Genomic DNA, 22,324 nt, shown 5'->3' with positions numbered 1-22,324 from the left:
ACGTTGACACTAGACCGCTGTCAACCATGATTGACATCGTCGGTGGCGAGGCGCGCGTGGCGCTCCACGTCGTACCGGATGTCCCCGTAGCGCAACCTCTCCCGCTCGATGCCCTCCACGGCGAAGCCGGCCCGCACGGCCACGGCGCAGGAGGCGGGGTTGTTCGTCCGGTGCCCGAGTTCCAGCCGGTGGAGGCTCAGACCCTCGAAGGCCCAGCGGGCAAGCGCGCGCACGCCCGCGGCGGCGATGCCTGTGCCGCGCGCCGCCTCGGTGGTCCAGTACGAGACCCAGCCGGTGTCGTGGACGTGGTTCACCGCCGTCACGGCCACCGATCCGAGCGCGGCGCCGTCACGGACGACGGCCCACGTGTATCCGGTACCGGCCGCCCGCTCCCCCTCCCGGCCCGCGATCCATTCCAGCGCCTCGGCGGTGGTCGTGACGGGCCGTCCCGCCTGACGCGCCATCTCCTCCGGCGCGAAAGCGCGGAGCACGGCCGGGGCGTCGTCGGGTTGCCAGGGCCTCAGCAACAGCCCTTCCGGCGTCAGCAGTTCCGTGACCTGCCGCCTCACGACGTGGTGAGCACGATCTTCCCGAAGAGATCTCCGGCGGCGAGCCGCTCGAAGCCTTCGCGGGCCCGGTCCAGCGGCAGGGTCTCGTCGATCACGGGCCGCACACCGGTGGCCGCACAGAACGACAGGAGGTCCTCCAGCTCGTCCTTGGAGCCCATCGTGGAGCCGACGATCTTGAGCTCCAGGAAGAAGATCCGGGTCAGCTCCGCGTGCGAGGGCCGGTCGCCACTGGTGGCACCCGAGATGACCAGGGTGCCGCCGGGCCGCAGCGACTTGACCGAGTGGGACCAGGTCGCCGCTCCAACGGTCTCGATGACGGCGTCGACACGCTTCGGCAGCCGGGCGCCGGGCTCGTAGGCCTCGACGGCTCCCAGTTCGACGGCTCGCTTGCGCTTGGCCTCGTCGCGGCTGGTGGCGAACATCCGGAGCCCGGCGGCCTTGCCGAGCACGATCGCGGCGGTGGCCACACCGCCGCCCGCCCCCTGCACGAGGACGGAGTCCCCGGGCCGTACGGCGGCGTTGGTGAAGAGCATCCGGTACGCCGTCAGCCAGGCGGTCGGCAGGCAGGCGGCCTGCTCGAAGGTGAGCTCCTTCGGCTTGGGCAGCACGTTCCAGCTGGGCACGGTGACCTGCTCGGCGAACGTGCCCTGGTAGCGCTCGGTCAGGATGGAGCGCGGTTCGTCGGGGCCGACACCGTGGCCCGTCTGACCGATGACGGAGTGCAGGACGACCTCGTTGCCGTCCTGGTCGATGCCTGCGGCGTCGCAGCCGAGGATCATGGGCAGCTTGTCCTCGGCGAGGCCCACACCGCGCAGGGACCAGAGGTCGTGGTGGTTGAGCGATGCGGCTCTGACCTGGACGGTGGTCCAGCCGGGGCGGCTCTCGGGTGAGGGGCGTTCGCCCAGCTCAAGGCCGTCGAGGGGCTGGTCACGGTCGATGCGTGCGGCGTAGGCGGCGAACATGGCCATGACGATAGGCCGTGACGCGTCGTGACGTAACCGTCCGAGAGTGTGACGCGCGCCGCGCCGCACGTGCACCGCCACCAGCAGCGGGACGGGGAGAGCGGGGCCCGCACGGCGGACCCCGCTCCCACACCCCGCTCGGCGTCAGCGCCGCGCGACACCCTCCGCGCGGGCGGCCGCGGCCACCGCGGCGGTGACGGCGGGAGCGACCCGCTCGTCGAACGGCGACGGAATCACGTAATCGGCGGCCAGCTCGTCACCGACGACATCCGCCAGGGCGTTCGCCGCGGCGATCTTCATGCCTTCGGTGATCCGGGAGGCACGCACCTGCAGCGCGCCCGCGAAGATCCCGGGAAACGCCAGCACGTTGTTGATCTGGTTCGGGTAGTCCGACCGCCCGGTGGCCACCACGGCCGCGTATTTGTGCGCGACGTCGGGGTGGACCTCGGGGTTCGGGTTGGCCATGGCGAACACGAACGCGCCGGGTGCCATAGAGGCCACGGCCGGCTCGGGGACCGTACCGCCGGAAACCCCGATGAAGACGTCGGCGCCGGCCAGCGCCGTCTCCAGGGAGCCGGTGATGCCGGCGCGGTTCGTGATCTCCGCCAGCTCGCGCTTGACGTCCGTGAGGTCGTCGCGGTCGGCGCTGACGATGCCCTTGCGGTCGGCCACGGCGACATCGCCGATGCCCGCCTCCAGCAGGAACTTCGCGATGGCGACACCCGCCGCGCCGGCGCCGGAGATGACGGCGCGCAGATCACCGAGCGTCCGGCCGGACAGCTTCGTCGCATTGCGCAGAGCCGCGAGGGTCACCACGGCGGTGCCGTGCTGGTCGTCGTGGAAGACCGGGATGTCGAGACGCTCCTGGAGCTTGCGCTCGATCTCGAAGCACCGGGGCGCCGAGATGTCCTCCAGGTTCACCCCGCCGAAGGAGGGCGCGAGGCGCACGACGGTGTCGACGATCTCGTCCGCGTCGGTCGTGGCGAGCGCGATCGGCACCGCGTCGACCCCGCCGAACTGCTTGAAGAGAATCGCCTTGCCCTCCATCACCGGGAGGGAGGCCTCGGGACCGATGTCCCCCAGGCCGAGGACGGCAGTGCCGTCCGTCACGACGGCCACGACCTGCGACTTCCACGTGTAGTCGTGGACGAGCTCGGGATTTTCGGCGATGGCGCTGCACACCTTCGCGACGCCGGGCGTGTACGCGAGGGACAGGTCGTCCTTGTCGCGGATCGGGACGGTGGCCTGCACGGCCATCTTCCCGCCGCGGTGGAGGGCGAAGGCCGGATCGAAGGGCTCGTCCGCACTGCTGAGCCCTGCCGCACCGGCCTCGCCGTGTGTCTTGCTGTCGCTGCGAGGATTGACGATCTCCGCTGCCATTGTGTTGACCCCTTAAGTCTTCATCAGTTGAGGGTGGCCACTCCTGGTTGAGGAGGGGTGGGCGGGCACCGCGTACGTTCCCGGCACTGAGCGGTTGGACCGCTCCGGCAGGGGAGACACATACGCGCGGGCGCGCCGCACACGCGCCCTGAGCCCCGGATGAGGGGTGTAAAGGTCTTTCTTACCGGACGGACCGGGCCTCTTACGAGTCGGTATCGACTCGGTGACATGACTCATAGCCGAATATCTGGACAAGTCCACTAAGGCCCACAAAGGCCGTCCGTAGGTCGAGACGCACCGGAGATTCTCCGGAGGGGCACGCACTTTCCAGCAGATGGTCCGGCCTTGCGGTATCCGTCCGTTGAGGTTCGGGGGTCGCCCGTTACCCGATTTTGACATGACCGGCCCCCTGATTGGGTGAGTCCGAATGGCAAGATGCCCTAATCACACGAGGTGGCGGCACTCGAAGGTGCGTGCGCACCCACCCCACCAGCATCCCCTCACTGCCGGAGGATTCCGATCATGACCGCAAGCACCCTCTGTCGTACGACCGCGAAGTCCCGGATTGCCGCGGTCTGCGCAGTCGCGGTCGCCGGCACCCTGCTGCTGACCGCCTGTGGCGACCAGACCGACAGCGCGAGCAAGAAGGAGTCGGGCGCGGCCTCCACCGAGAAGGCGCCGCTCGCCGACCTCCTCCCCCAGTCCGTCAAGGACAAGGGCGAGATCAAGGTCGGATCCGACATCGCCTACCCGCCGGTCGAGTTCAAGGACGAGTCCGGCAAGACGGTCGGCATCGACCCCGACCTCGGGGACGCCCTCGGCAAGCAGCTCGGCGTGAAGTTCGTCTTCGAGAACGGCACCTTCGACACGCTGCTCACGGGTCTGCGCTCGAAGCGCTACGACCTCGCGATGTCGGCCATGACCGACACGAAGGACCGCCAGGAGGGCGTCGACTCCGAGACGAAGAAGAAGGTCGGCGAGGGCGTCGACTTCATCGACTACTTCACCGCCGGCGTCTCCATCTACACCAAGAAGGGCGACGACAAGGGCATCAGCACCTGGTCGGACCTCTGCGGCAAGAAGCTGGTCGTGCAGCGGGGCACGGTCTCCCACGACCTCGCCAAGGCCGAGAGCGCCAAGTGCGGCAGCAAGGGCAAGATCTCCGTCCAGGCGTTCGACAACGACCTGGAGGCCCAGACCCGGCTGCGCGGCGGCGGCGCCGACGCGGGCTCCTCCGACTTCCCGGTCGCCGCGTACGCGGTGAAGACCTCGGGCGGCGGCAAGGACTTCCAGCTGGTCGGCGAGCAGGTCGAGGCGGCCCCGTACGGCATCGCTGTCGCCAAGGGCAACGACGAGCTCACCAAGGCCATCGAGGCGGCCCTGAACGCGGTCATCAAGAACGGCGAGTACGGGAAGATCATCGACAAGTGGGGCGTCCAGGCCGGCGCGGTCACCGAGGCGAAGATCAACGGCGGGTCCTGACCGGAGACCGGCGCTGAAAGGCAACATCTGTGACTGACATAAAGAAGGCGGCCCCGGCGGACACCCCGCCCACCCCGTCGGCGGGGCCGGAGGCGATCAAGGCCATCCCGGTACGTCACTACGGCCGGTACGTCTCCGCGGTCGTCGCGCTCGGCCTGCTGGCCTCGCTCGTCTACGCGTTCGCCCAGGGCGACATCAACTGGAACGCGATCCCGGACTACTTCTTCGACGACCAGATCCTCGAAGGAGTCAAGAACACCGTCATCATCACGGTCCTCTCGATGATCATCGGTGTCGTGCTGGGCATCGTGCTCGCCGTGATGCGGCTCTCCAAGAACCCGGTCACGACCTCCATAGCCTGGGGCTACATCTGGTTCTTCCGCGGGACCCCGGTCTACGTACAGCTGCTGGTCTGGTTCAACCTCGGCATCGTCTTCGAGTACATCAACCTCGGGCCCATCTACAAGGACGAGTGGTCGTCCTTCATGACGCCGTTCCTCTGCGCGCTGCTCGGGCTCGGACTCAACGAGGCCGCGTATATGGCGGAGATCTGCCGGGCCGGTCTCCAGTCGGTCGACGAGGGCCAGACGGAGGCGGCGCACGCCCTGGGCATGAGCCACGGGAAGACGCTGCGCCGGATCGTCGTACCGCAGGCGATGCGCGTCATCGTCCCGCCCACGGGCAACGAGGTCATCAACATGCTGAAGACCTCGTCCCTGGCGGTCGCCGTCCAGTACACCGAACTGCTGCGTTCGACCCAGAACGTCTCGCAGACCTCCGGTGCCACCGTGGAGATGCTGTTCCTGGCCGCGGCCTGGTACATGATCCTCACCTCGATGCTCAGCATCGGCCAGTACTACCTGGAGCGGTACTACGCGCGCGGCTCCAGCCGCAGCCTGCCGGACACCCCGTTCCAGAGGATCAGGGCCAACATGCTCTCGCTGGGCCGCCCGAAGGGAGGCGCCGCATGAGCGCCATGGTGAAGGCCGAGGGCGTACACAAGTCCTTCGGCCCCGCGCACATCCTCAAGGGCATCGACCTGGAGGTCGCTCCGCGTGAGGTCTTCTGCCTGATCGGCCCGTCCGGCTCCGGCAAGTCGACGTTCCTGCGGTGCATCAATCACCTGGAGCAGATCAACGCCGGGCGGCTGTACGTCGACGGCGACCTGGTCGGCTACCGGCAGAAGGGCGACAAGCTCTACGAGCTCAAGGACAGCGAAGTCGCCCTGAAGCGCCGGGACATCGGCATGGTCTTCCAGCGCTTCAACCTGTTCCCGCACATGACGGCCATCGAGAACGTCATGGAGGCGCCGATCCAGGTCAAGGGCGAGGCCAAGGCCGTCGCCCGCGCCCGTGCGGAGCGGCTGCTGGACCGGGTCGGGCTGTCCGACAAGGCGAAGAACTACCCGTCCCAGCTCTCCGGCGGACAGCAGCAGCGGGTGGCCATCGCCCGCGCCCTGGCCATGGAACCGAAGCTGATGCTCTTCGACGAGCCGACGTCGGCGCTCGACCCCGAGCTGGTCGGCGACGTGCTGGACGTCATGCGCGGCCTGGCCGAGGAAGGCATGACGATGATCGTCGTCACGCACGAGATGGGATTCGCCCGCGAGGTCGGCGACGCGCTGGTCTTCATGGACGACGGCGTCGTGGTCGAGTCCGGCCACCCGCGCGACGTCCTGACGAACCCGCAGCACGACCGGACGAAGTCCTTCCTGTCGAAGGTGCTGTAGCACCGTCGCGGATGGCGGAGAGGGCGGTACGGACCAGGTCCGTACCGCCCTCTCCGCCGTTCCCGGCGGCCGGCCGTGAGTGCCCTACTTCACGGCGAGGACCAGGCTGTCCGACGGGGAGGCCCAGACCGCGCGTGCCTCGCCGAAGCCGGCCTCCCGGAGGGTACGGGCGTGCCAGTGGACGGAGGGCATGTCGCCGTCAGCGTGCTCGCCGTAGATCTCGAACCGCTCGGCGGTGGGCCCCGCGAGGACCGGGTCCTTGGCCATCAGGGCCCACCACTCGCGCCAGTCCACGGCCCCCTCGGCCTTGGCCCGGTCCATGGCCGCGTGCCGGTGGGCGCGTTCGGCGGCGTTGATGCGGGGGGTGCCGGTGTCGATCATGTGGTCGGCGTTCATGAAGACCCCGCCGTCCCTGACCAGTCCGCCGATCTGTCCGTACAGGGCGGCGAGGGGCTCGCTGTGCAGCCAGTGCAGGGCGGTGGCGGTGAGCACGGCGTCGTACGAGGTGTGCGGAAGCCGCTCGGTCCAGGCGGCGTCCTTCAGGTCGGCGGTCACGAAGGTGACCCGGTCGTCCCCCTCGAAGGTCCCACGCGCGATGGCGAGCAGCGCGGGGTCGAGGTCGACACCGGTGCTGGTGGCCTCGGGGAACCGCTTGAGGAGCCGGTCCGTAATACTGCCCGTACCGCACGCCAGGTCGAGCACTCTCGGTTCGGGCCCCACGACGGCCTCGACCATGTCCAGCATCACCCGGAACCGCTCCTCACGGTCCGGCATGTACCACTCCTGCTGCCGGTCCCAGCTCGCCTGCCAGGACTGCCAGTCGGTGCCCGTAGCCGTCTCCGCCATCCCATCCTCCACGTAATACTCAGTGGTCACCCCCGACCATTACACTGGTCGACACAGCGACCATAGACCGACGCCGTAAGGACTACAAGTGGAACTGGCCTATTACTCGGATTACGCCGTGCGTCTGGTCAACACCGAGGAGCCGGGCCGCAACAAGGACTCCCTCACCACCGTCGACTGCATCCGCGAGCTGTTCGGCCCCAGTGCCCAGGCGGCCCGGCGTGCCACGGACGCCGATGTGACGCGCTTCCGCTCCGTGCGGGCCCGGCTGCGCGCGGTGTTCGAGGCGGCCGACGGCGGCGACGAGACGCTCGCGGTCGACCTGCTCAACTCGCTGCTGCTGGAGTTCCCGGTCAACCCGCAGATCTCCGGCCACGACACCCGTGACGAGGACGGCAAGCCGGACTGGCACATGCACCTGGCCGATCACCCGTCGAACGCGACGGCCGGCTTCGCCGCCATCGCGGCGATGGGCCTCGCCTTCCACCTCACCACGCACGGCGTGGACCGGCTCGGCCTCTGCGAGGCGGCTCCGTGCCGCAATGCCTACCTCGACACCTCGACCAACCGCTCGCGGCGCTACTGCTCCGACCGCTGCGCGACCCGCGCCAACGTTGCGGCCTACCGGGCCCGCAAGCGGCTGGAGGCGGACCGCTCCGGCGAGACGCGGCGCACGGCGGAGACCGCCCAGCCCAGCAGCCCGAACACCGACCGCTGATCCTTCCTCAGCGGCCGGTAGCGGGCCCGGACGCGGGCCAGTACGAGCTCTTCGGGCACCGTCCCGTAATCCGTGCTGTCCCCGCCCGCGTACGAGTTGTCACCCAGCACCCACCAGCCGCTGCCGCGTCGCTCGGTGGCCCGCTTGACGACCAGGAGGTCCTGCTGCAGCGGATGACGCAGGATCACCACGTCCCCCGGGCGCACCGGCGCCCCGCGCTGCACGAGCAGCCAGTCGCCGTGGTAGAGCGTGGGCACCATCGACGGCCCCGTCACCTCCACCACCTGGAACGGCTTACGCGCCGCCCGCCCGCTCCATGGTTCCTGTGCCGGTTCCGGCATCTGTGGCACCTCCTGGTCCATCCTCCGGTACACGGCAGCGCGCACCGCTCCGTATTTCGGCCGCCGGTCTCATCCTCACCCGGACTTTTGGCCTAAGCCCTAGGGGGCAGCCGCAAAAACAGGCTTCCTACGGAGTAATGTCCCACCTGAGAAGACGATCACGAGGAAGGACAGCTCCATGCTTTCCCGCCTGTTTGCCCCCAAGGTGAAGGTCAGCGCCCACTGCGACCTGCCCTGCGGCGTGTACGACCCGGCCCAGGCCCGCATCGAGGCGGAGTCCGTCAAGGCCGTCCAGGAGAAGTACCAGGCCAATGAGGACGCGGACTTCCGCACGCGCGCCGTTCTGATCAAGGAACAGCGTGCCGAGCTCGCGAAGCACCACGTCTCGGTGCTCTGGAGCGACTACTTCAAGCCCCCGCACTTCGAGAAGTACCCGGAGCTGCACCAGCTGGTCAACGACACCCTGAAGGCGCTCTCCGCGGCCAAGGGCTCGAACGACCCGGCCACGGGCCAGAAGGCTCTGGACCTGATCGCCCAGATCGACAAGATCTTCTGGGAGACCAAGAAGGCCTGACCTGCGGTCCTCCTCCGCGAGGCCGACAACGACCGCACCCGGTCCGCCGCTTCCCCTACGGGGGTGGGGCGGGCCGGGTGCGGTCGTTGTCGGCGCGGACCGTGTCAGGAGCCCGGCAGGAGGTGGCTGTAGCTGTCCGGGTTCTCCTGGAGATAGGCCGCCAGCCCCTGGGCGGGGCGGCCCGTGAGGGTGGGGACGGCGTCCGAGACGGTGTCCAGCTCGCCCGCCGCGATCGCCTCGTACGACGTGACCCAGCCGGCCACTTCCCACTCCGGGGCTCCGTAGTGGGCGCGGGAGGCGTAGGCCTCCTCCCTGGTCTCCGCCACGTACCGGATGGTGCGGCCGGTACGCCGGCTCAGCTCGTCGGCCGCCTCCGCCAGGGTGAACGCCTCGGGGCCCGTGAGGTCGTACGTCGCGCCGTCGTGGGTGGTCCCCTCGTCCAGCAGGACGGCTGAGGCCGAGTCCGCGATGTCGTCGTGCGCGACCGCCGACACCCGCCCCTCGCCGCCGGGACCGCGCAGGACCCCGTCGGCGCCCGTCATCGCGGGGATCGCCGCGAGATACCAGCAGTCCCGCAGGAACGTGTGGCGCACGCCGGTCATCCTGATGTGCGCCTCGGTGTGCCAGTGGTCGCGCGCGAACGTGAACGTCGCGTCCGGTGCCGCTCCGAGGAACGACACGTACACGATGCGTTCGACGCCCGCGGCGAGGGCCGCGTCCACCGCCGTGGTGTGCTCCGCGACCCGGCCGGGACTCTCGTGGGCCGAGACGAGGAACAGGGTGTGCGCACCGTCGAGCGCGCGGCGCATCGCCTCGCCGTCGCCGTACGCGGCGGCGGGCGCGGCGACCGTGCCGGGCAGGCGGGGCAGCCGTGAGGGGTCCCTGCCGAGGAGGCGCACGGGGACGCCGGTCCGGGCCAGCCGGGCGGCGACTCGGCCACCCACGGCCCCGGTCGCGCCGGTCACCGCTACGAGAGGGCTGATCATCCCGCCTCACCGTCCTCCGCCACCGGGGGACCTGCCCAGCGGCGAACCTCCACGACCGCGCTCGCCGGCAGCGGTCCGTAGACGTGCGGGAACTCCTCGCCGCCGGGCTCCATGGCCTCGTAGCGGACAGGTGCCGGGAGCCGGGCGGGGTCGATGACCAGGACCACCAGACCGTCGTCCTCCGACCCGTACAACGCCCGGGCCACGGCGGGGAGCTGATGGGGCAGCGAGCAGTGGATGAATCCTTCCTCCCGCAAGGTGCGGCCCCGGGTGGACATCTCGTACGTCCCCGCTCTGCGGGCGGCCTCCCACAGGGGCTCTTCCGTCAGGTGCAGCAGCTGTTCGGTCATGGGGTCACGCTAAGGGCTGCCGGGCGCGGCCAGGAGCTTCGCCTCCGTTCGCGCGTCGAGACCGACGGCGGGGCGGTCCGGCCGGTGCGGGACGGTCCCTCCGAGCTCGCGCAGCCAGGCCCATGTGTCGGCGACGGTCTCGCCGACGGGTCTGCAGCGCAGGCCGGCGGCGTGCGCCTTGGTCACGTCCCCCTGGTGCAGGGTGTCGTAGAGCTCTCCGGCGGGAAGCCAGACCGGCAGGTCCGTCCATGGCTCCACGCCCGCCGCGAGGAGCACCCCGGGGTCGGTCCAGCGCAGTCGGGCGCGGGAGCCGGTGACACGGACACAGGTGTCCAGGAGCTCACCCATGGTCGTGTGCCCCGGGTGGCTCACGGTGTTGTACGCCCCGGACAGGCCCCCCTCTGCGGCGTCCAGCAGCCAGTCGGCCAGGTCGCGGGCGTCGATGTACTGGAGCGCGGCGTCCGGCGGCCCCGGCGCGACGACCTCTCCGCCCCGGGCCGTCCGAGTGAGCCACCACGGCAGACGGCCGATGTTCTCCCCGGGACCGAGGATCAGCCCGGGCCTGGCGAGCAGCACCCGGTCGCCGAAGGCGTCGAGCGCCGCGAGCTCCCCGCCGCGCTTGGCCAGGGCGTACGGGACGTCAGCTCCGGCGTCCTGGGACGCCCCGTCCACCAGCGGCCCGTCCTCCGTCAGCCCGGCCGGGGCGGGGTAGGCGTAGACGGACCTGCTGGAGACGTAGGTGAAGTGGCCGGCCCTGTCCGACAGCAGCCGGGCGGCGTCCCGCACGGCGGACGGAGCGCCGCTCCAGGTGTCGACCACGAGGTCCCAGGCGCCGTCGGCGAGTACGGCGAGGCCCGCCCCGCCCGTCGTCCGGTCGCCGGTCAGGGACCGGGCCCCGGCCGGCGCCGCGTGATGTCCGCGGTGGAGGACGGTGACTTCCCAACCGCGTTCGAGAGCAGCGACGGTGACGGCGCGTCCCACGAATTCCGTGCCGCCCAGCATCAAGAGCTTCATGAGGTGATCGTGCCAGCCGGAGGACCGGAGGAAACGGGACGTCGCTGTCGGCAGAACGGGGAACTCTCCGCTTCAGGACGTGTGCGCGAGGGGGCTGCGGTGGCGCAGCAGCCACCGGTGGTACTCCTCGGCCCTCCGTGCCGCGTCGCGGTAGGCCGCCTCCAGCTCCTCGTACACGGCGTCGATGTCCGCGCCCGGCCGTGAGACCAGCAGCAGACGGACCGCCAGCGGGTCACCGCGCAGGGGGCGGATCGCCATGTCCTCGCGGGGGCCGGAGGTCGGCTGGCAGGGGGCGACCGCCTCGCCGAGGACGACGAGGGAGGCCGCGGTGAGGTAGTCGCCGTGCAGGACGGGCGGGTCGAGACCCGCGGCGCCGAGGACCCGGCGCACACCGTCCCACTCACCGTCCACCGACGGGTCGACCATCCACCGGTCGCCCGCCAGGTCGTCGAGGTCCACCACCGGCCGTCCGGCCGCCGGGTGGTCCCGGGCCAGGGAGATGAACTGCGGTTCGCGCTCCAGGAGTACGCGCTGGACCAGTCCGTCCGGAACGGCGAGCGGGCAGCCCTCCACCTCGTGCACGAAGGCCACGTCGAGCCGGCCGGCCGCCACCGCTCCGAGCAGCGCCCGGGCCGACACGTCGACACGGAGCGAGATGTCGGTGCCGGGCAGCCGCACCCGCAGTCCGCGCAGCCAGCCGCCGATGACCCGGCTCGCGGTGGATCCGATCCGCAGGCCGGGGCCGCCGGCCCGCGCGGCCGCGGCCTCCGCCGTCGCGGCGCCGACCAGGGCGGACATGCCGTCCACCAGAGGGCGGGCGCGGCTGAGGACCGAACGTCCCAGGAGGGTCGGCCGGCAGCCGGTCCTCCCGCGGCGGAACAGCTCCGCGCCCAAGGTCTTCTCGATCCGCTGGAGCTGGGTGGTCAACGAGGGCTGGCTGACGCCCAGCTGCCGTGCGGCCTGGTGCAGGCTGCCTGTGTCGGCGATGGCGCAGAGCGCCCTGAGGTGCCTCACCTCGAGCTCCATGACGGCGAGGGTATGGCTGTTCGCACGCCGAGCACCAGATGCCCCAACCGCCACCAACCGGGCCGATTCAGGGGGTGTCGGGGCGACCGGCACGTGCTGATTCTGTGTGCTTCCTGTCCCGGTGATAGGGCGGTGCTATCGCCGGTTGACATCATCCGCTGCGGGCCCGGCTGCCCCGACACTCTTGCCGTACCCCCCACCCGTTCCCCGTCCGTCTCCGGACGGGGTTCTTCGGACAGGCAGGAGAACACCCCCCATGAGACAATCCAGGACAGCCGTCATGTCGGCCGTGGCCGGTCTCGGACTCGGCCTCGCCGCGTCGCTCGGCACCACCCCCGCGGTCGCCGCCGCTCCCTCCCCCGCGTCCACGGCCACCGTGCCCGCGGCGCAGTCCGGCTACGCCGCGTACGCCGGTTCGAGCGAGAACGCCGCCGCGAACAAGGCGTTCTTCGACGCCGTCATGAAGTCGGTCGCCGAGAAGCGGGCCGCGAACCCGGGCGCCCAGGCGGTCACCGTGGTCTACAGCACCGCCAACGCCCCCAGTTTCCGCAGCCAGATAGCCAGCAGCACCAGCATCTGGAACAGCTCGGTCAGCAACGTCAAGCTGCAGGAGGGCTCGAACGCCGACTTCGACTACCGCGAGGGCAACGACTCCCGGGGTTCGTACGCGAGCACGGACGGGCACGGCAGCGGATTCATCTTCCTCGACTACGCCCAGAACCAGCAGTACAACTCGACCCGGGTCACCGCTCATGAGACCGGGCACGTGCTGGGGCTTCCGGACCACTACACCGGGCCGTGCAGCGAGCTCATGTCGGGCGGCGGTCCCGGCACGTCCTGCACGAACGCGTACCCGGACGCCACGGAGCGCTCGCGGGTGAACTCCCTCTGGCAGAACGGTCTCGCGGCTCTCGCCCGCACCACGTCCTGACACCGGGGCCGCCCGGCACGGGGCCGTTCCGCGGAAGCGGGGCGGCCCCCACGGCTTCGGCGGCGGGTCAGGCGAGTTCGAGCGGGAAGGCACCCCGGTGGCCCGTGCCGGCGCCGTGCGCCGGGCGCGGTTCGAACTCCCGGCAGCTCCATATCTCCTGGACGAATCCCGTACGCCGGTCCCAGAGGCCCGCGAGGTCGTCCCCGCCCGCCACGTCGCGGTAGGCGTCCTTCGCGCCACGGAAGCAGGCGAGCCCGCCGGAGAGACCGCGGACCGGGACCGGGAAGTAGTCGGAGAAGGCACAGGCTATGCACGTCTGCAGATGCATGCCCGGCGGAAGCATCCGCTGGACCGTGGCCAGCGCGGCCGCGAAGTCGCCCTCGGCACGGTTCGACTCGTAGACCGCCCCGTCCAGATGGAGGGCGAGATACAGATCCGGATCCGCCCTGCGCAGGGACAGCAGACAGCTGAGCGTCGCCTGACGGACCGTCCCGGACACGAGGACCGGGAGCGGGAGGTCCCACTCCAGGACGCAGTCGTCGAGCACGCCGTCCACCAGCCCGAACAGCCCCTCCGGAACCGGCACACCGGCCACGGGGCCCAGACCGTCGAAGCTCGCGCCCTCGAAGTCCGTGCCCCGGACGCGAATACGGAGCTGCTGTCCGTCCGTGGTGAGAATGACGGCCTCGGAACCATGGCGGTCCCGGTACCAGCCTGCCCACGACTCATCTGTCATGAGCAGGGACTGTAGCCCGTGCCCCGGCGCACGCCCTGTGGCACCCTCCCCTTCCGTGCTTCCGATGACGGGGCCCCGGTCATCCGGCCTGCGGTTCACGCCACATGGGCCACATCGGCGGCCCCTCGGGGAGGTCGACGGTCCTCCCCATGAAGGTGAAGCCGAGCCGCTCGTAGAGACCGCGGCTGCGCTCGCTGCTCGCCTCCAGATAGGCGGGGGTCCCCTCCCGGTCGCACCGCTCCAGGACCCCCCTCATCAGCGCCTCACCGATCCCCTCCCCCTGGCGCTCCGGGGAGACACCGATCATCAGCAGGTACTCGTGCGCGCGGTCGTGGGGGTGGACGGCGCCGGTCAGCCTCCCCACCAGTTCGGCCCGTTCGTTGTCGGGATCAGCGGTCTCCCGCATGAGCGCGGGGGTGTCGTCGCCCTCCTCCGGCGCGCCCGCCGGCACGGAGAGCCAGAGGGCCACCGCCGTGCCGTCCTCCAGGAGGTCGACACGGCCCTCTTCCAGCGTGATGTCGGCGAAGACGCCGAGGAACCTCCCGTGCACCGCACGCCGGTGCTCCTCGTCGGGAAAGACCCAGCTGCTCACCGGATCGTGGTGGAACGCCTCCTCCAGGATTTGTACGACCTGATCCCTGTCCCGCTGGTCCGCCCGCCGCACTCGTACGCCCATGACCGCCCCGCCCCCTTCGTCCCGTGATTGGTGCCAACCGACCTACGGAATCCTAGAGTTGGCCCTCCGGGCCGGTCACGGGCGGCCTGGTTCAGTGCGTTCTGCGGGTGACGAATTCGGCCAGGGCGAGCAGTTCTCCGGCCCCGGCCGGCGCGGGCACCGCGCGGGACAGGTGGTGGACCGCTCTGGCCATCCGGTCGGCCGCGGCGGTCTGTGCCCAGTCACGCCCGCCGGCCCGGTCGACCGCGTCGGCGGCACCACTCACCTCCCCCGGCGTGTTCATGGCCCCCCGGTAGAGCGCGGCGAGCTCGGCGGCGGCCGGGGTGTCCGAGGTGAGCGCCGCGACCACCGGAAGGGACTTCTTGTGCGCGGTCAGGTCCGCCCCGACAGGTTTGCCGGTGCGGTCCGTGTCCCCCCAGATCCCGATCAGGTCGTCGATGAGCTGGAACGCGAGACCGGCTTCCCGGCCGAAGCCGTCCATGGCGCGGACCGCCCGCTCCCCCGCGCCGGCATAGAGCGCGCCGAGGGCGCAGGCGCAGCCGAGCAGAGCGCCCGTCTTGGCCATGGCCATGGCCAGGCACTCGTCCAGCGTGACGTCGTCGGGGCCGCGGTCCTCCAGGGCGCAGTCGGCCTGCTGCCCCGCGCAGAGCTCGATGACGCAGGTGGAGAGCCGCACCGCGGCGTGCGCGGATGCCGGATGCGGGTCGTCCGCCAGCAGTCTCAGGGCGAGGGAGAGCATGGCGTCACCCGTGATGACTGCGTCCGGCACACCGAACACCGCCCAGGCCGTGGGCCGGTGCCGCCGGGTGGTGTCCTCGTCGATGACGTCGTCGTGGAGCAGGGTGAAGTTGTGCGCGAGCTCGACGGCGACGGCCGCCCGCATCGCCGCCTCCGGGTCCCCTCCCAGCGCACGGGCGGAGGCCAGGACGAGCGCCGGCCTGATCGCTTTGCCTGCCTGCCCGGAGGCGGGCGTCCCGTCGGCGTTCTGCCAGCCGAAGTGATACATGGCGACGCGGCGGATCGCCCCGGGCAGCGTCTCGACGGCCGCCCGGAGGTGCGGGTCGACGGTGTTTCGGGTGTGCTCCAGGAGCGCGGCGGCCTTGTGCCCCTCCATCGCGGCATCCGTACTGGTCATGGTCACGGTCACTCCTTCCGGGCGCCTCGGGGCGCCTTGATCGCGGCCTCGGGCCTGCCGGGGCCCGGGCGGTACCGCCGCCCGGGCCCGGGGGAGCGTCACCGCCAGCGGCTCACCTCCACGTTCTCCAGGACACCCAGGGCGTCCGGCACGAGGACGGCGGCGGAGTAGTACGCGGTCACGAGGTACGAGATGATCGCCTGCTCGTCGATGCCCATGAAGCGGACCGAGAGGCTCGGTTCGATCTCGTCCGGGATGCCGCTCTGCTGGAGCCCGATGACGCCCTGGTCCGCCTCACCGGTCCTCATGCAGATGATCGATGTGGTGCGGGCGTCGGTGACCGGGATCTTGTTGCACGGGAAGATCGGCACCCCTCGCCACGCCGGCACGTGGTGCCCGCCGACCTCGACGCTCTCCGGCACCAGACCGCGCCTGTTGCACTCGCGGCCGAACGCGGCGATGGCGCGCGGGTGGGCGAGGAACAGCTTCGATCCACGCCTCCGCGAAAGGAGTTCGTCCATGTCGTCGGGGCCGGGCGCTCCGTCGTGGGGCTGGAGACGCTGCCCGTAGTCGCAGTTGTTGAGCAGACCGAACTCCCGGTTGTTGATGAGCTCGTGCTCCTGGCGCTCGCGCAGCGCCTCGACCGTGAGCCGCAGCTGCTGCTCGGTCTGGTTCATCGGCTGGTTGTAGAGGTCGGCCACCCTGCTGTGGACCTTCAGCACGGTCTGGGCGACGCTCAGTTCGTATTCACGGGGCGCCGACTCGTAGTCGACGAAGGTGTGCGGGACGACGGTCTCCCCCACATGTCCCGCGGACAGGTCGATCTCCGCCTCGCCGTAGCGGTTGGTCCGCTGGTGCGGGATGGCGAGCAGTCCCGCGAGGTGGTCGCGGAGCGAGTCCGCCCGGGCCGCGAGGTTGAGCACGTCCGACCGGCGAAGGGTCAGCAGCGTGCAGGCGGTGACGGCACGGGCCGTGTACTCCCAGGTGGCGTCGCCGTCGAGCAGGACCTGGTCGCCGAAGTACGCGCCGTCGGCGAGGACTCCGAGCACCGTCTCGTCTCCGTACGGCCCGGCCCCGATCTTCTCGATCTTGCCGTGGGCCAGCAGATGGACCCGGTCCGCCGCCTCGCCCGACGCGACGAGCACCTCGCCGGCCGCGACGTCGCGCTGTTCGCACCGGCGGGCCAGCTCGGCCAGCACCTCCTCGTCACCGAAATCGCGCAGGGCCGGAAGTTCACCGAGCTCGGCGGGGATGACCGTGACCCGGTCGCCCGTCTGGACGAAGGTCACCCTGCCGTCTCCGACGGAGTAGCTCAGTCGCCGGTTCACCCGGTATGTGCCGCCCTGCACCTGCACCCACGGAAGCATGCGCAGCAGCCACCGCGAGGTGATCTCCTGCATCTGCGGGGCGGACTTGGTCGTCGTCGCGAGGTTCCGCGCAGCCGCTGTGCCGAGACTCTGCTGCGGCGGCTGCGTGTCGCGAACCTCTTCACCAACGGACATCCGACATCCTCTCGATCATGGGCTGACCTGCGAGAAGAAGACTCCCAGCCGGGGACACGGCGCGCTATTACACAAAAGAGTGTGACTATTCGGGCCTGGGGCGGGAACGTTGCCCACACCAGGCGCAGGCATTCAGCCCGGACCGGGCCGGATCAGCAGGGCCGGGCCCGGCCGGATGCAGGGCGCTCAGGGCCCTGGTCCTAGGACTCCGGCCCACTCCGCGTCCGGTCCTCCGCCCGTTACGGCGCCGCGCACGGGCGCCTAGCGTTCCCGCCATGGATACGACAGGCACTCTCGACGAGGCCCTCCAGCGGCTGCACATCTCGGGTCCCGAGCGGCTCGGGCGGCTCACCAACCACGCGCCGATGGCCGTGGAGGCCCTCGCCGCCAACGGCCGGTCCTCCGCCGTGCACCGTTGGCTCGACCTGTACGCCTCCAGGCTGGAGGAGTTCCCGGCCGGCGTGGAGCCGGTCACGGACGCCGACTGGCGTTCCGCACTGGGCGACCCGCGCCGCGCCGCCGACTGGATCGGCTACTTCGGCCGGGAGCTCGCCGACCACCCCTGGCGCGAGGTGCTCACGCTGTGGTGGCCCCGCCTCCTGCCCGGCATGTACGGCGGATCGACGCATCCGGTGATCCGCGTGGGCCACGCCGTGCGCACGCTCCTGGCGGGTGAGGAGACCGGGCCGCGTCTGACCGAACTCGCCCACGGCCTCGGATACTGGGCGGCCCGCCACCACCCCGTCACCGGCCTCGCCCCCGCGCCCGGCGCCGGCAGCGCCGCCGCGGCCCTGGACGCGGTGGCGCCCGTCGACCAGCGGGAAGGCGGCTTCCCCGCCCGGCTCGGCAGGGTCAGGAGCCTGCCGGTGTGGGCCGCCGGGGTGACGGACCCCGCCGATGCGCGCCGCCGGCTCACCGAACTGGTCCGGGCCGCCACCCACCGGTACGCCACCCACGGCCACGGCGAGGAGACGATGCTGGTCCACGCGGCCACGGCCCCCAACGCCGTCCTGCGGACCCTCCCCGCGCTCCCGGAGGCCCTGTGGGTGCCGAGCCTCCGGGCGGCCTGGACCGCGTCCGCGGCGGTGACCGCCATGTACGCGCCGGACGCCCCGGTGGCTTACGTACCGCCGGGCCGGATCGCGCCCGAAGAGGTCATGGAACGCGCCCTGGCCCACGGCGACGAGCACGTCATCAAGCTGACCGACACGGCCATGCACTTCGGCGACGAGCAGTCGCTCGCGGCGGCCCTGCGCGCCGTCGAACTCAGTGAACCTCTTCGGTAGAGCGGCCCGTTCGGTGCGCCAGCGGTGCCCCCGACACGACGACCTTGCCCGGATTGAGGATGCCGTGCGGGTCCAGGGCCGCCTTCACCGCTCGCTGCATGGCGAGGTTGACCGGGCCGACCTCGCGGTCCATGCCGCCCATCTTCAGCAGGCCCACGCCGTGTTCACCGGTGACCGTGCCGCCGAAGGAGATCGCGGCGTCGAGGATGTCCTCGAAGGCGAGCTGGGCACGGGCCCTGGCGGCGTCGTCGCCCGGTTCGGTGATGATCAGGGGGTGGAGGTTCCCGTCGCCGGCGTGGGCGATGTTGGCGATGAGGACGTCGTGCGCGCCGGCGATCTCCTCGATGCGCGCGAGCATCTGCGGCACCCGGGAGCGCGGCACGACGACGTCCTCGGTGAGCACCGGGCCCAGCCGCTCCAGCGCCGGGTAGGCGAGCCGGCGGGCCTGGAACAGGGCGTCAGCCTCGGCCTGGTCGGTGGAGACCTCGGCCCAGGCCGCGCCGGCCTCCGCGAAGCAGGCCCGTACGGCCTCCGCCTCGGCGTCGCCCGCGGCTCCCGGGGTGTCCACGCGGCCGAGCAGGATCGCGTTCGCGTCCGCCGACAGGCCCATGTTCTTCCACTCGTCGACGGCCTTCAGGCAGTGCCGGTCGAGGAGTTCGAGCGCCGAGGGCACGATGCCCGCCGCCGTCACCCGGCTCACCGCGTCTCCGGCCGCGACGACGGAGTCGAAGAAGCCCGCCACGGTGCGCTCCGCGGGCCGTGCGCCGCGCAGCTTCACGGTGATCTCGGTGATCACGCCGAGGGTTCCCTCGGAGCCGACGAGCAGACCGCAGAGGTCGTACCCGGCCACCCCCTTCGCGGTCTGTCGGCCCACCCGTACGGTCTCGCCGAGGCCGTTGACCACCTCGAGTCCGAGCACGTAGTCGCGGGTCACGCCGTACTTGACGCAGCACATGCCGCCCGCGTTGGTGGCGGTGTTGCCGCCGATCGTCGACCAGGGTGAGCTCGCCGGGTCCGGCGGGTACCAGAGCCCCTGTTCGGCGCAGGCGGCGCGCAGATCGTCGTTGACGACGCCCGGCTGGACGACGGCGATGCGCTCCACCGGGTCGATGCGCAGGATCCGGTTCATGTCCTCGAAGGAGAGGACGACGGCACCGTCCACCGCGTTGGCCCCGCCCGAGAGGCCTGTGCCCGCCCCGCGCGGGATCACCGGGATGCGGTGTTCGACGCAGTACGCGACGACCGCCCGCACCTCTTCGGTGTCCTGGGGCCGCACGACGGCCAGGGGCTGCCCGGCCGGGGCCCACTCCGCCTCGTCGTGCGCGTAGCGGCCCAGACTGTCCGGGTCGGTGATGACCTTGTCCGCCGGTATCCCGTCGGCTGCGTTCGGCTTCGGCACTGCCGCTGACCACCTCTCTTGCCCGCGCGCACCCCGCATCCGTCACGGGGCCGCACCTCCCATGATGACGCGGCCCCTCCCACGGCGGACGGGCACCCTAAGTTGCATCCGCGATGCAACTTACCTACGCTGCCGCCATGCGGCTGACGCGATTCACCGATGTGGCGCTGCGGGTGCTCATGCGCCTGACCGTCACGGCGGAGGGCGAGGACCCGCCGACCACCCGCGAGGTGGCGGCCACCATGCAGGTGCCGTACACCCACGCGGCGAAGGTCGTCGCCCGCCTCCAGCACCTCGGCCTGGTCGAAGCGCGGCGCGGCCGCGGCGGAGGCCTCTCCCTCACCACCGCCGGCCGGGCGGCCTCGATCGGTGCCCTGGTGAGGCAGCTGGAGGGGCCGGGCGAGGTCGTCGAATGCGAGGGCGGCACACCGTGCCCCCTGCGCTCCGCCTGCCTGCTCCGCTCCGCGCTGCGCCGGGCCGAGGAGGCGTTCTACGCCTCGCTCGACCCGCTCACGGTCGGCGATCTCGTCTCCTCCCCCACCGGCCCGCTGCTGATGGGCATCAGCCGCGGCCGCCCCTCGCCCGGCTGACCCGCCGCGCGCCCGCCCCCACGCACCCCACTGCGCGCGACAGGCGGTCACGCCCGCCCAAAAATACGCATCTCATATACCAGTTATCTGCCCGGCCGCGATCCGGCGGGCCCTCACCCCCAGGAGTCACCCGATGCTCTCCGAGACGTCGACCGCCACTGTCCGAGCGACACTTCCCGCCGTGGGGGCGGCCATCGGGGACATCGCGGACCTCTTCTACCGGAAGCTCTTCGACGCCCACCCTGAGCTTCTCCGGGACCTGTTCAACCGGGGCAACCAGGCTTCGGGCACACAGCGCCAGGCGCTCGCCGGGTCGATCACCGCCTTCGCCACCCAACTCGTCGAGCACCCGGACACCCGGCCCGATGTGATGCTGAGCCGCATAGCCAACAAACACGCCTCGCTCGGCATCACCGCCCCGCAGTACGAGATCGTGCACACGCACCTCTTCGCCGCGATCGCCGAGGTGCTCGGCGACGCCGTCACCCCCGAGGTCGCCGCGGCCTGGGACGAGGTCTACTGGCTGATGGCCAACGCCCTGATCGCGATCGAGGAGCGGCTCTACGCGCAGCGGGGCGTGACGGCGGGTGATGTCTGGCGCGAGTGGACGGTGGTCTCCCGCGTCGAGGACACCCCTGACGTGGCCACCTTCCGGCTCACCCCCTCCGACGGCGCACCGGCCCCCGATTTCCGGCCGGGCCAGTACATCTCCGTCCAGGTGGAACTCCCCGACGGCGCCCGGCAGATACGCCAGTACAGCCTCACCGGGGCGCCCGGCGCCGCCCTGCGCTCCTTCTCTGTCAAGCGGGTACGCGGCACGGACGGCCCGGATGGCGAGGTCTCCGCGCACCTGCACGCCCGGCTGGGCGCGGGCGACCGGCTGCGCGTCTCGGCGCCGTACGGAGATCTCGTGCTCGACGGCTCCGACGCCCCGCTGCTCCTCGCCTCGGCCGGCATCGGCTGCACGCCGATCATGTCGATGCTGGAGCACCTCGCCGAGGAGGGTCACCGTTCGCCCGTCACCGTGGTGCACGGCGACCGGTCCCCGGCCGACCACGCGCTCCGTACGGACCACGAGGCGCTCACCGCCGTGCTCCCCGGAGCGTCCGCCCACTTCTGGTACGAGAACCCGGAGCCCGGCCGGGCCGCCGGGCGCACCGGCACCGTGGACCTGAGCGGCCTCCCGGTCGCCCCGGGCACCCGTGCCTACCTCTGCGGTCCGCTGCCCTTCATGCGCGCCGTCCGCTCACAACTCCTCGCGAAGGGAGTGGCGTCGGCGGACATCCACTACGAGGTGTTCGGCCCCGATCTCTGGCTCGCCCAGGACTGAGCACGGCTCGCCCGGGGCACTCGCGGACTGTCCGGATCGAATCGCACACGACGCGAACAGTGCTCGAACAGGTTTGCCGGAGCCTCGTGTTCCGGTACAAGCGCTGTACGGACACGCTCCCCCGCTAACGAAGGAGTCGGCAATGTCCTCACCGATGTCCGCCAGCAACTTCCTCAAGGCCCTCAAGAACGAGGGGCTCACCGTCGTCCAGGTGGGCGACTGGCGTACGCACAACCGCAACCACAAGGGCCCCTGGGGGCCGGTGCACGGCGTGATGATCCACCACACCGTCACGAAGGGGACCGCCCGCACCGTCGAGATCTGCCGCGACGGCTACTCGGGGCTTCCGGGCCCCCTCTGCCACGGGGTGATCGCCAAGGACGGCCGGGTCCACCTGGTCGGCTACGGCCGCGCCAACCACGCCGGGCTCGGCGACGACGACGTCCTGCGCGCCGTCATCGCCGAGAAGCGCCTGCCGTCGGACAACGAGTCCAACACCGACGGGAACCGGCACTTCTACGGCTTCGAGTGCGAGAACCTCGGCGACGGGAAGGACCCGTGGCCCGCCGTCCAGCTCGAGGCCATCGAGAAGGCGGCGGCGGCGGTCTGCCGCTTCCACGGCTGGGACGCTCCGTCGGTCATCGGGCACCTCGAGTGGCAGCCCGGCAAGGTCGACCCGCGCGGCTTCTCGATGACGGGGATGCGCAACCGCATCCACGACCGGCTGAAGTAGGAGATCCCCGGGCGGCGGACAATGAGGGC

At 71.2% G+C, this 22,324-nt stretch carries 24 protein-coding genes; 10 read left to right on the top strand and 14 right to left on the bottom strand.

Going from position 1 to position 22,324, the window contains the following annotated elements; translation table 11 throughout:
* Nucleotides 1–20: 20 nt before the first annotated feature.
* The 3 genes from OG379_RS26050 to OG379_RS26040 form a co-directional block, all read right to left on the bottom strand.
* Nucleotides 21–569, bottom strand: a complete 549-nt coding sequence (locus tag OG379_RS26050; protein ID WP_405665443.1) for a GNAT family N-acetyltransferase — start codon at nucleotides 567–569, stop codon at nucleotides 21–23.
* A complete protein-coding gene (locus OG379_RS26045) occupies nucleotides 566–1,531 on the bottom strand; it encodes a zinc-binding dehydrogenase (RefSeq protein ID WP_405665441.1) in 966 nt (321 codons plus the stop codon). The genes OG379_RS26050 and OG379_RS26045 overlap by 4 nt, the downstream gene beginning before the upstream one ends.
* 144 nt (nucleotides 1,532–1,675) lie before the next feature.
* A complete protein-coding gene (locus OG379_RS26040; protein ID WP_393763505.1) occupies nucleotides 1,676–2,911 on the bottom strand; it encodes an NADP-dependent malic enzyme in 1,236 nt (411 codons plus the stop codon).
* 522 nt (nucleotides 2,912–3,433) lie between these two features.
* Here OG379_RS26040 and OG379_RS26035 point away from each other — a divergent pair.
* From OG379_RS26035 to OG379_RS26025, 3 genes are read left to right on the top strand one after another with little or no spacing between them, the layout of a single operon-like run.
* Nucleotides 3,434–4,393 (top strand): ABC transporter substrate-binding protein, encoded by a 960-nt coding sequence (locus OG379_RS26035; RefSeq protein WP_393763503.1) that lies wholly within the window; start codon nucleotides 3,434–3,436, stop codon nucleotides 4,391–4,393.
* Nucleotides 4,394–4,422: 29 nt separating this feature from the next.
* Entirely contained in the window at nucleotides 4,423–5,364 is a 942-nt protein-coding gene (locus tag OG379_RS26030) for an amino acid ABC transporter permease (RefSeq protein ID WP_393763501.1), read from the top strand.
* A complete protein-coding gene (locus tag OG379_RS26025; RefSeq protein WP_401618882.1) occupies nucleotides 5,361–6,122 on the top strand; it encodes an amino acid ABC transporter ATP-binding protein in 762 nt (253 codons plus the stop codon). The genes OG379_RS26030 and OG379_RS26025 overlap by 4 nt, the downstream gene beginning before the upstream one ends.
* A gap of 84 nt (nucleotides 6,123–6,206) precedes the next feature.
* On the opposite strand, the gene OG379_RS26020 is transcribed toward OG379_RS26025, so the two are convergent.
* Nucleotides 6,207–6,968, bottom strand: a complete 762-nt coding sequence (locus tag OG379_RS26020; protein ID WP_405665438.1) for a class I SAM-dependent methyltransferase — start codon at nucleotides 6,966–6,968, stop codon at nucleotides 6,207–6,209.
* A gap of 88 nt (nucleotides 6,969–7,056) precedes the next feature.
* Here OG379_RS26020 and OG379_RS26015 point away from each other — a divergent pair, with 88 nt between their 5' ends.
* Nucleotides 7,057–7,686: a CGNR zinc finger domain-containing protein gene (locus OG379_RS26015; RefSeq protein ID WP_405665436.1), complete on the top strand. Its 630-nt coding sequence runs from the start codon at nucleotides 7,057–7,059 to the stop codon at nucleotides 7,684–7,686.
* On the opposite strand, the gene sodX is transcribed toward OG379_RS26015, so the two are convergent.
* Nucleotides 7,590–8,027 carry a nickel-type superoxide dismutase maturation protease gene (gene sodX, locus OG379_RS26010; protein WP_405665434.1) on the bottom strand — a complete coding sequence of 146 codons (438 nt, stop codon included), beginning with the start codon at nucleotides 8,025–8,027 and terminating at the stop codon, nucleotides 7,590–7,592. The two genes, OG379_RS26015 and sodX, sit on opposite strands and share 97 nt — an antisense overlap.
* Nucleotides 8,028–8,205: 178 nt before the next feature.
* Here sodX and sodN point away from each other — a divergent pair, with 178 nt between their 5' ends.
* The gene (gene sodN, locus OG379_RS26005) at nucleotides 8,206–8,601 is read left to right on the top strand and encodes a superoxide dismutase, Ni (RefSeq protein ID WP_033298259.1); all 396 of its coding nucleotides are present in this window, start codon (nucleotides 8,206–8,208) and stop codon (nucleotides 8,599–8,601) included.
* Between the two features lie 104 nt (nucleotides 8,602–8,705).
* Here sodN and OG379_RS26000 read toward each other — a convergent pair whose 3' ends face one another.
* The 4 genes from OG379_RS26000 to OG379_RS25985 all read right to left on the bottom strand — a co-directional run bounded on the left by OG379_RS26000 (nucleotide 8,706) and on the right by OG379_RS25985 (nucleotide 11,977).
* Nucleotides 8,706–9,587 (bottom strand): SDR family oxidoreductase, encoded by an 882-nt coding sequence (locus OG379_RS26000; protein ID WP_405665432.1) that lies wholly within the window; start codon nucleotides 9,585–9,587, stop codon nucleotides 8,706–8,708.
* Nucleotides 9,584–9,937, bottom strand: a complete 354-nt coding sequence (locus OG379_RS25995) for a DUF952 domain-containing protein (protein WP_393763490.1) — start codon at nucleotides 9,935–9,937, stop codon at nucleotides 9,584–9,586. Before OG379_RS25995 ends, OG379_RS26000 begins: the two co-directional genes overlap by 4 nt.
* Nucleotides 9,938–9,946: 9 nt before the next feature.
* The gene (locus OG379_RS25990) at nucleotides 9,947–10,939 is read right to left on the bottom strand and encodes an NAD-dependent epimerase/dehydratase family protein (RefSeq protein WP_405668647.1); all 993 of its coding nucleotides are present in this window, start codon (nucleotides 10,937–10,939) and stop codon (nucleotides 9,947–9,949) included.
* An 84-nt stretch (nucleotides 10,940–11,023) separates the two neighbouring features.
* On the bottom strand, nucleotides 11,024–11,977 hold the full coding sequence (locus OG379_RS25985) for a LysR substrate-binding domain-containing protein (protein ID WP_405665430.1): 954 nt from the start codon (nucleotides 11,975–11,977) through the stop codon (nucleotides 11,024–11,026).
* A gap of 256 nt (nucleotides 11,978–12,233) precedes the next feature.
* Between OG379_RS25985 and snpA the strand changes: the two genes are divergently transcribed.
* Nucleotides 12,234–12,908, top strand: a complete 675-nt coding sequence (snpA, locus tag OG379_RS25980) for a snapalysin (protein ID WP_405665428.1) — start codon at nucleotides 12,234–12,236, stop codon at nucleotides 12,906–12,908.
* A 67-nt stretch (nucleotides 12,909–12,975) separates the two neighbouring features.
* Here the strand turns inward: snpA and OG379_RS25975 are convergent, their stop codons facing one another.
* From OG379_RS25975 to OG379_RS25960, 4 genes are all read right to left on the bottom strand, one after another.
* Nucleotides 12,976–13,644 (bottom strand): DUF6304 family protein, encoded by a 669-nt coding sequence (locus OG379_RS25975; protein WP_405665426.1) that lies wholly within the window; start codon nucleotides 13,642–13,644, stop codon nucleotides 12,976–12,978.
* Between the two features lie 79 nt (nucleotides 13,645–13,723).
* Nucleotides 13,724–14,320, bottom strand: a complete 597-nt coding sequence (locus OG379_RS25970; protein ID WP_405665424.1) for a GNAT family N-acetyltransferase — start codon at nucleotides 14,318–14,320, stop codon at nucleotides 13,724–13,726.
* A gap of 91 nt (nucleotides 14,321–14,411) precedes the next feature.
* Nucleotides 14,412–15,455, bottom strand: a complete 1,044-nt coding sequence (locus OG379_RS25965; RefSeq protein WP_405665422.1) for a family 2 encapsulin nanocompartment cargo protein polyprenyl transferase — start codon at nucleotides 15,453–15,455, stop codon at nucleotides 14,412–14,414.
* 98 nt (nucleotides 15,456–15,553) lie between these two features.
* Nucleotides 15,554–16,957 carry a family 2B encapsulin nanocompartment shell protein gene (locus OG379_RS25960; RefSeq protein WP_405665420.1) on the bottom strand — a complete coding sequence of 468 codons (1,404 nt, stop codon included), beginning with the start codon at nucleotides 16,955–16,957 and terminating at the stop codon, nucleotides 15,554–15,556.
* Between the two features lie 275 nt (nucleotides 16,958–17,232).
* Between OG379_RS25960 and OG379_RS25955 the strand changes: the two genes are divergently transcribed.
* Nucleotides 17,233–18,243: a questin oxidase family protein gene (locus OG379_RS25955; protein ID WP_405665418.1), complete on the top strand. Its 1,011-nt coding sequence runs from the start codon at nucleotides 17,233–17,235 to the stop codon at nucleotides 18,241–18,243.
* Here OG379_RS25955 and OG379_RS25950 read toward each other — a convergent pair.
* Nucleotides 18,224–19,681: an FAD-binding oxidoreductase gene (locus tag OG379_RS25950; RefSeq protein WP_405665416.1), complete on the bottom strand. Its 1,458-nt coding sequence runs from the start codon at nucleotides 19,679–19,681 to the stop codon at nucleotides 18,224–18,226. The two genes, OG379_RS25955 and OG379_RS25950, sit on opposite strands and share 20 nt — an antisense overlap.
* 98 nt (nucleotides 19,682–19,779) lie before the next feature.
* On the opposite strand from OG379_RS25950, the gene OG379_RS25945 reads away from it, so the two are divergent.
* The 3 genes from OG379_RS25945 to OG379_RS25935 all read left to right on the top strand — a co-directional run bounded on the left by OG379_RS25945 (nucleotide 19,780) and on the right by OG379_RS25935 (nucleotide 22,295).
* The gene (locus OG379_RS25945) at nucleotides 19,780–20,232 is read left to right on the top strand and encodes an RrF2 family transcriptional regulator (protein WP_401618841.1); all 453 of its coding nucleotides are present in this window, start codon (nucleotides 19,780–19,782) and stop codon (nucleotides 20,230–20,232) included.
* Between the two features lie 133 nt (nucleotides 20,233–20,365).
* Nucleotides 20,366–21,562 (top strand): globin domain-containing protein, encoded by a 1,197-nt coding sequence (locus OG379_RS25940; RefSeq protein ID WP_405665414.1) that lies wholly within the window; start codon nucleotides 20,366–20,368, stop codon nucleotides 21,560–21,562.
* A 142-nt stretch (nucleotides 21,563–21,704) separates the two neighbouring features.
* The gene (locus OG379_RS25935) at nucleotides 21,705–22,295 is read left to right on the top strand and encodes an N-acetylmuramoyl-L-alanine amidase (protein WP_393763468.1); all 591 of its coding nucleotides are present in this window, start codon (nucleotides 21,705–21,707) and stop codon (nucleotides 22,293–22,295) included.
* Nucleotides 22,296–22,324 lie beyond the last annotated feature (29 nt).

The sequence above is a fragment of the Streptomyces sp. NBC_01166 genome, assembly GCF_045039765.1.
Lineage (GTDB): Bacteria > Actinomycetota > Actinomycetes > Streptomycetales > Streptomycetaceae > Streptomyces.
This window is presented reverse-complemented; position numbering and strand designations above follow the sequence as displayed.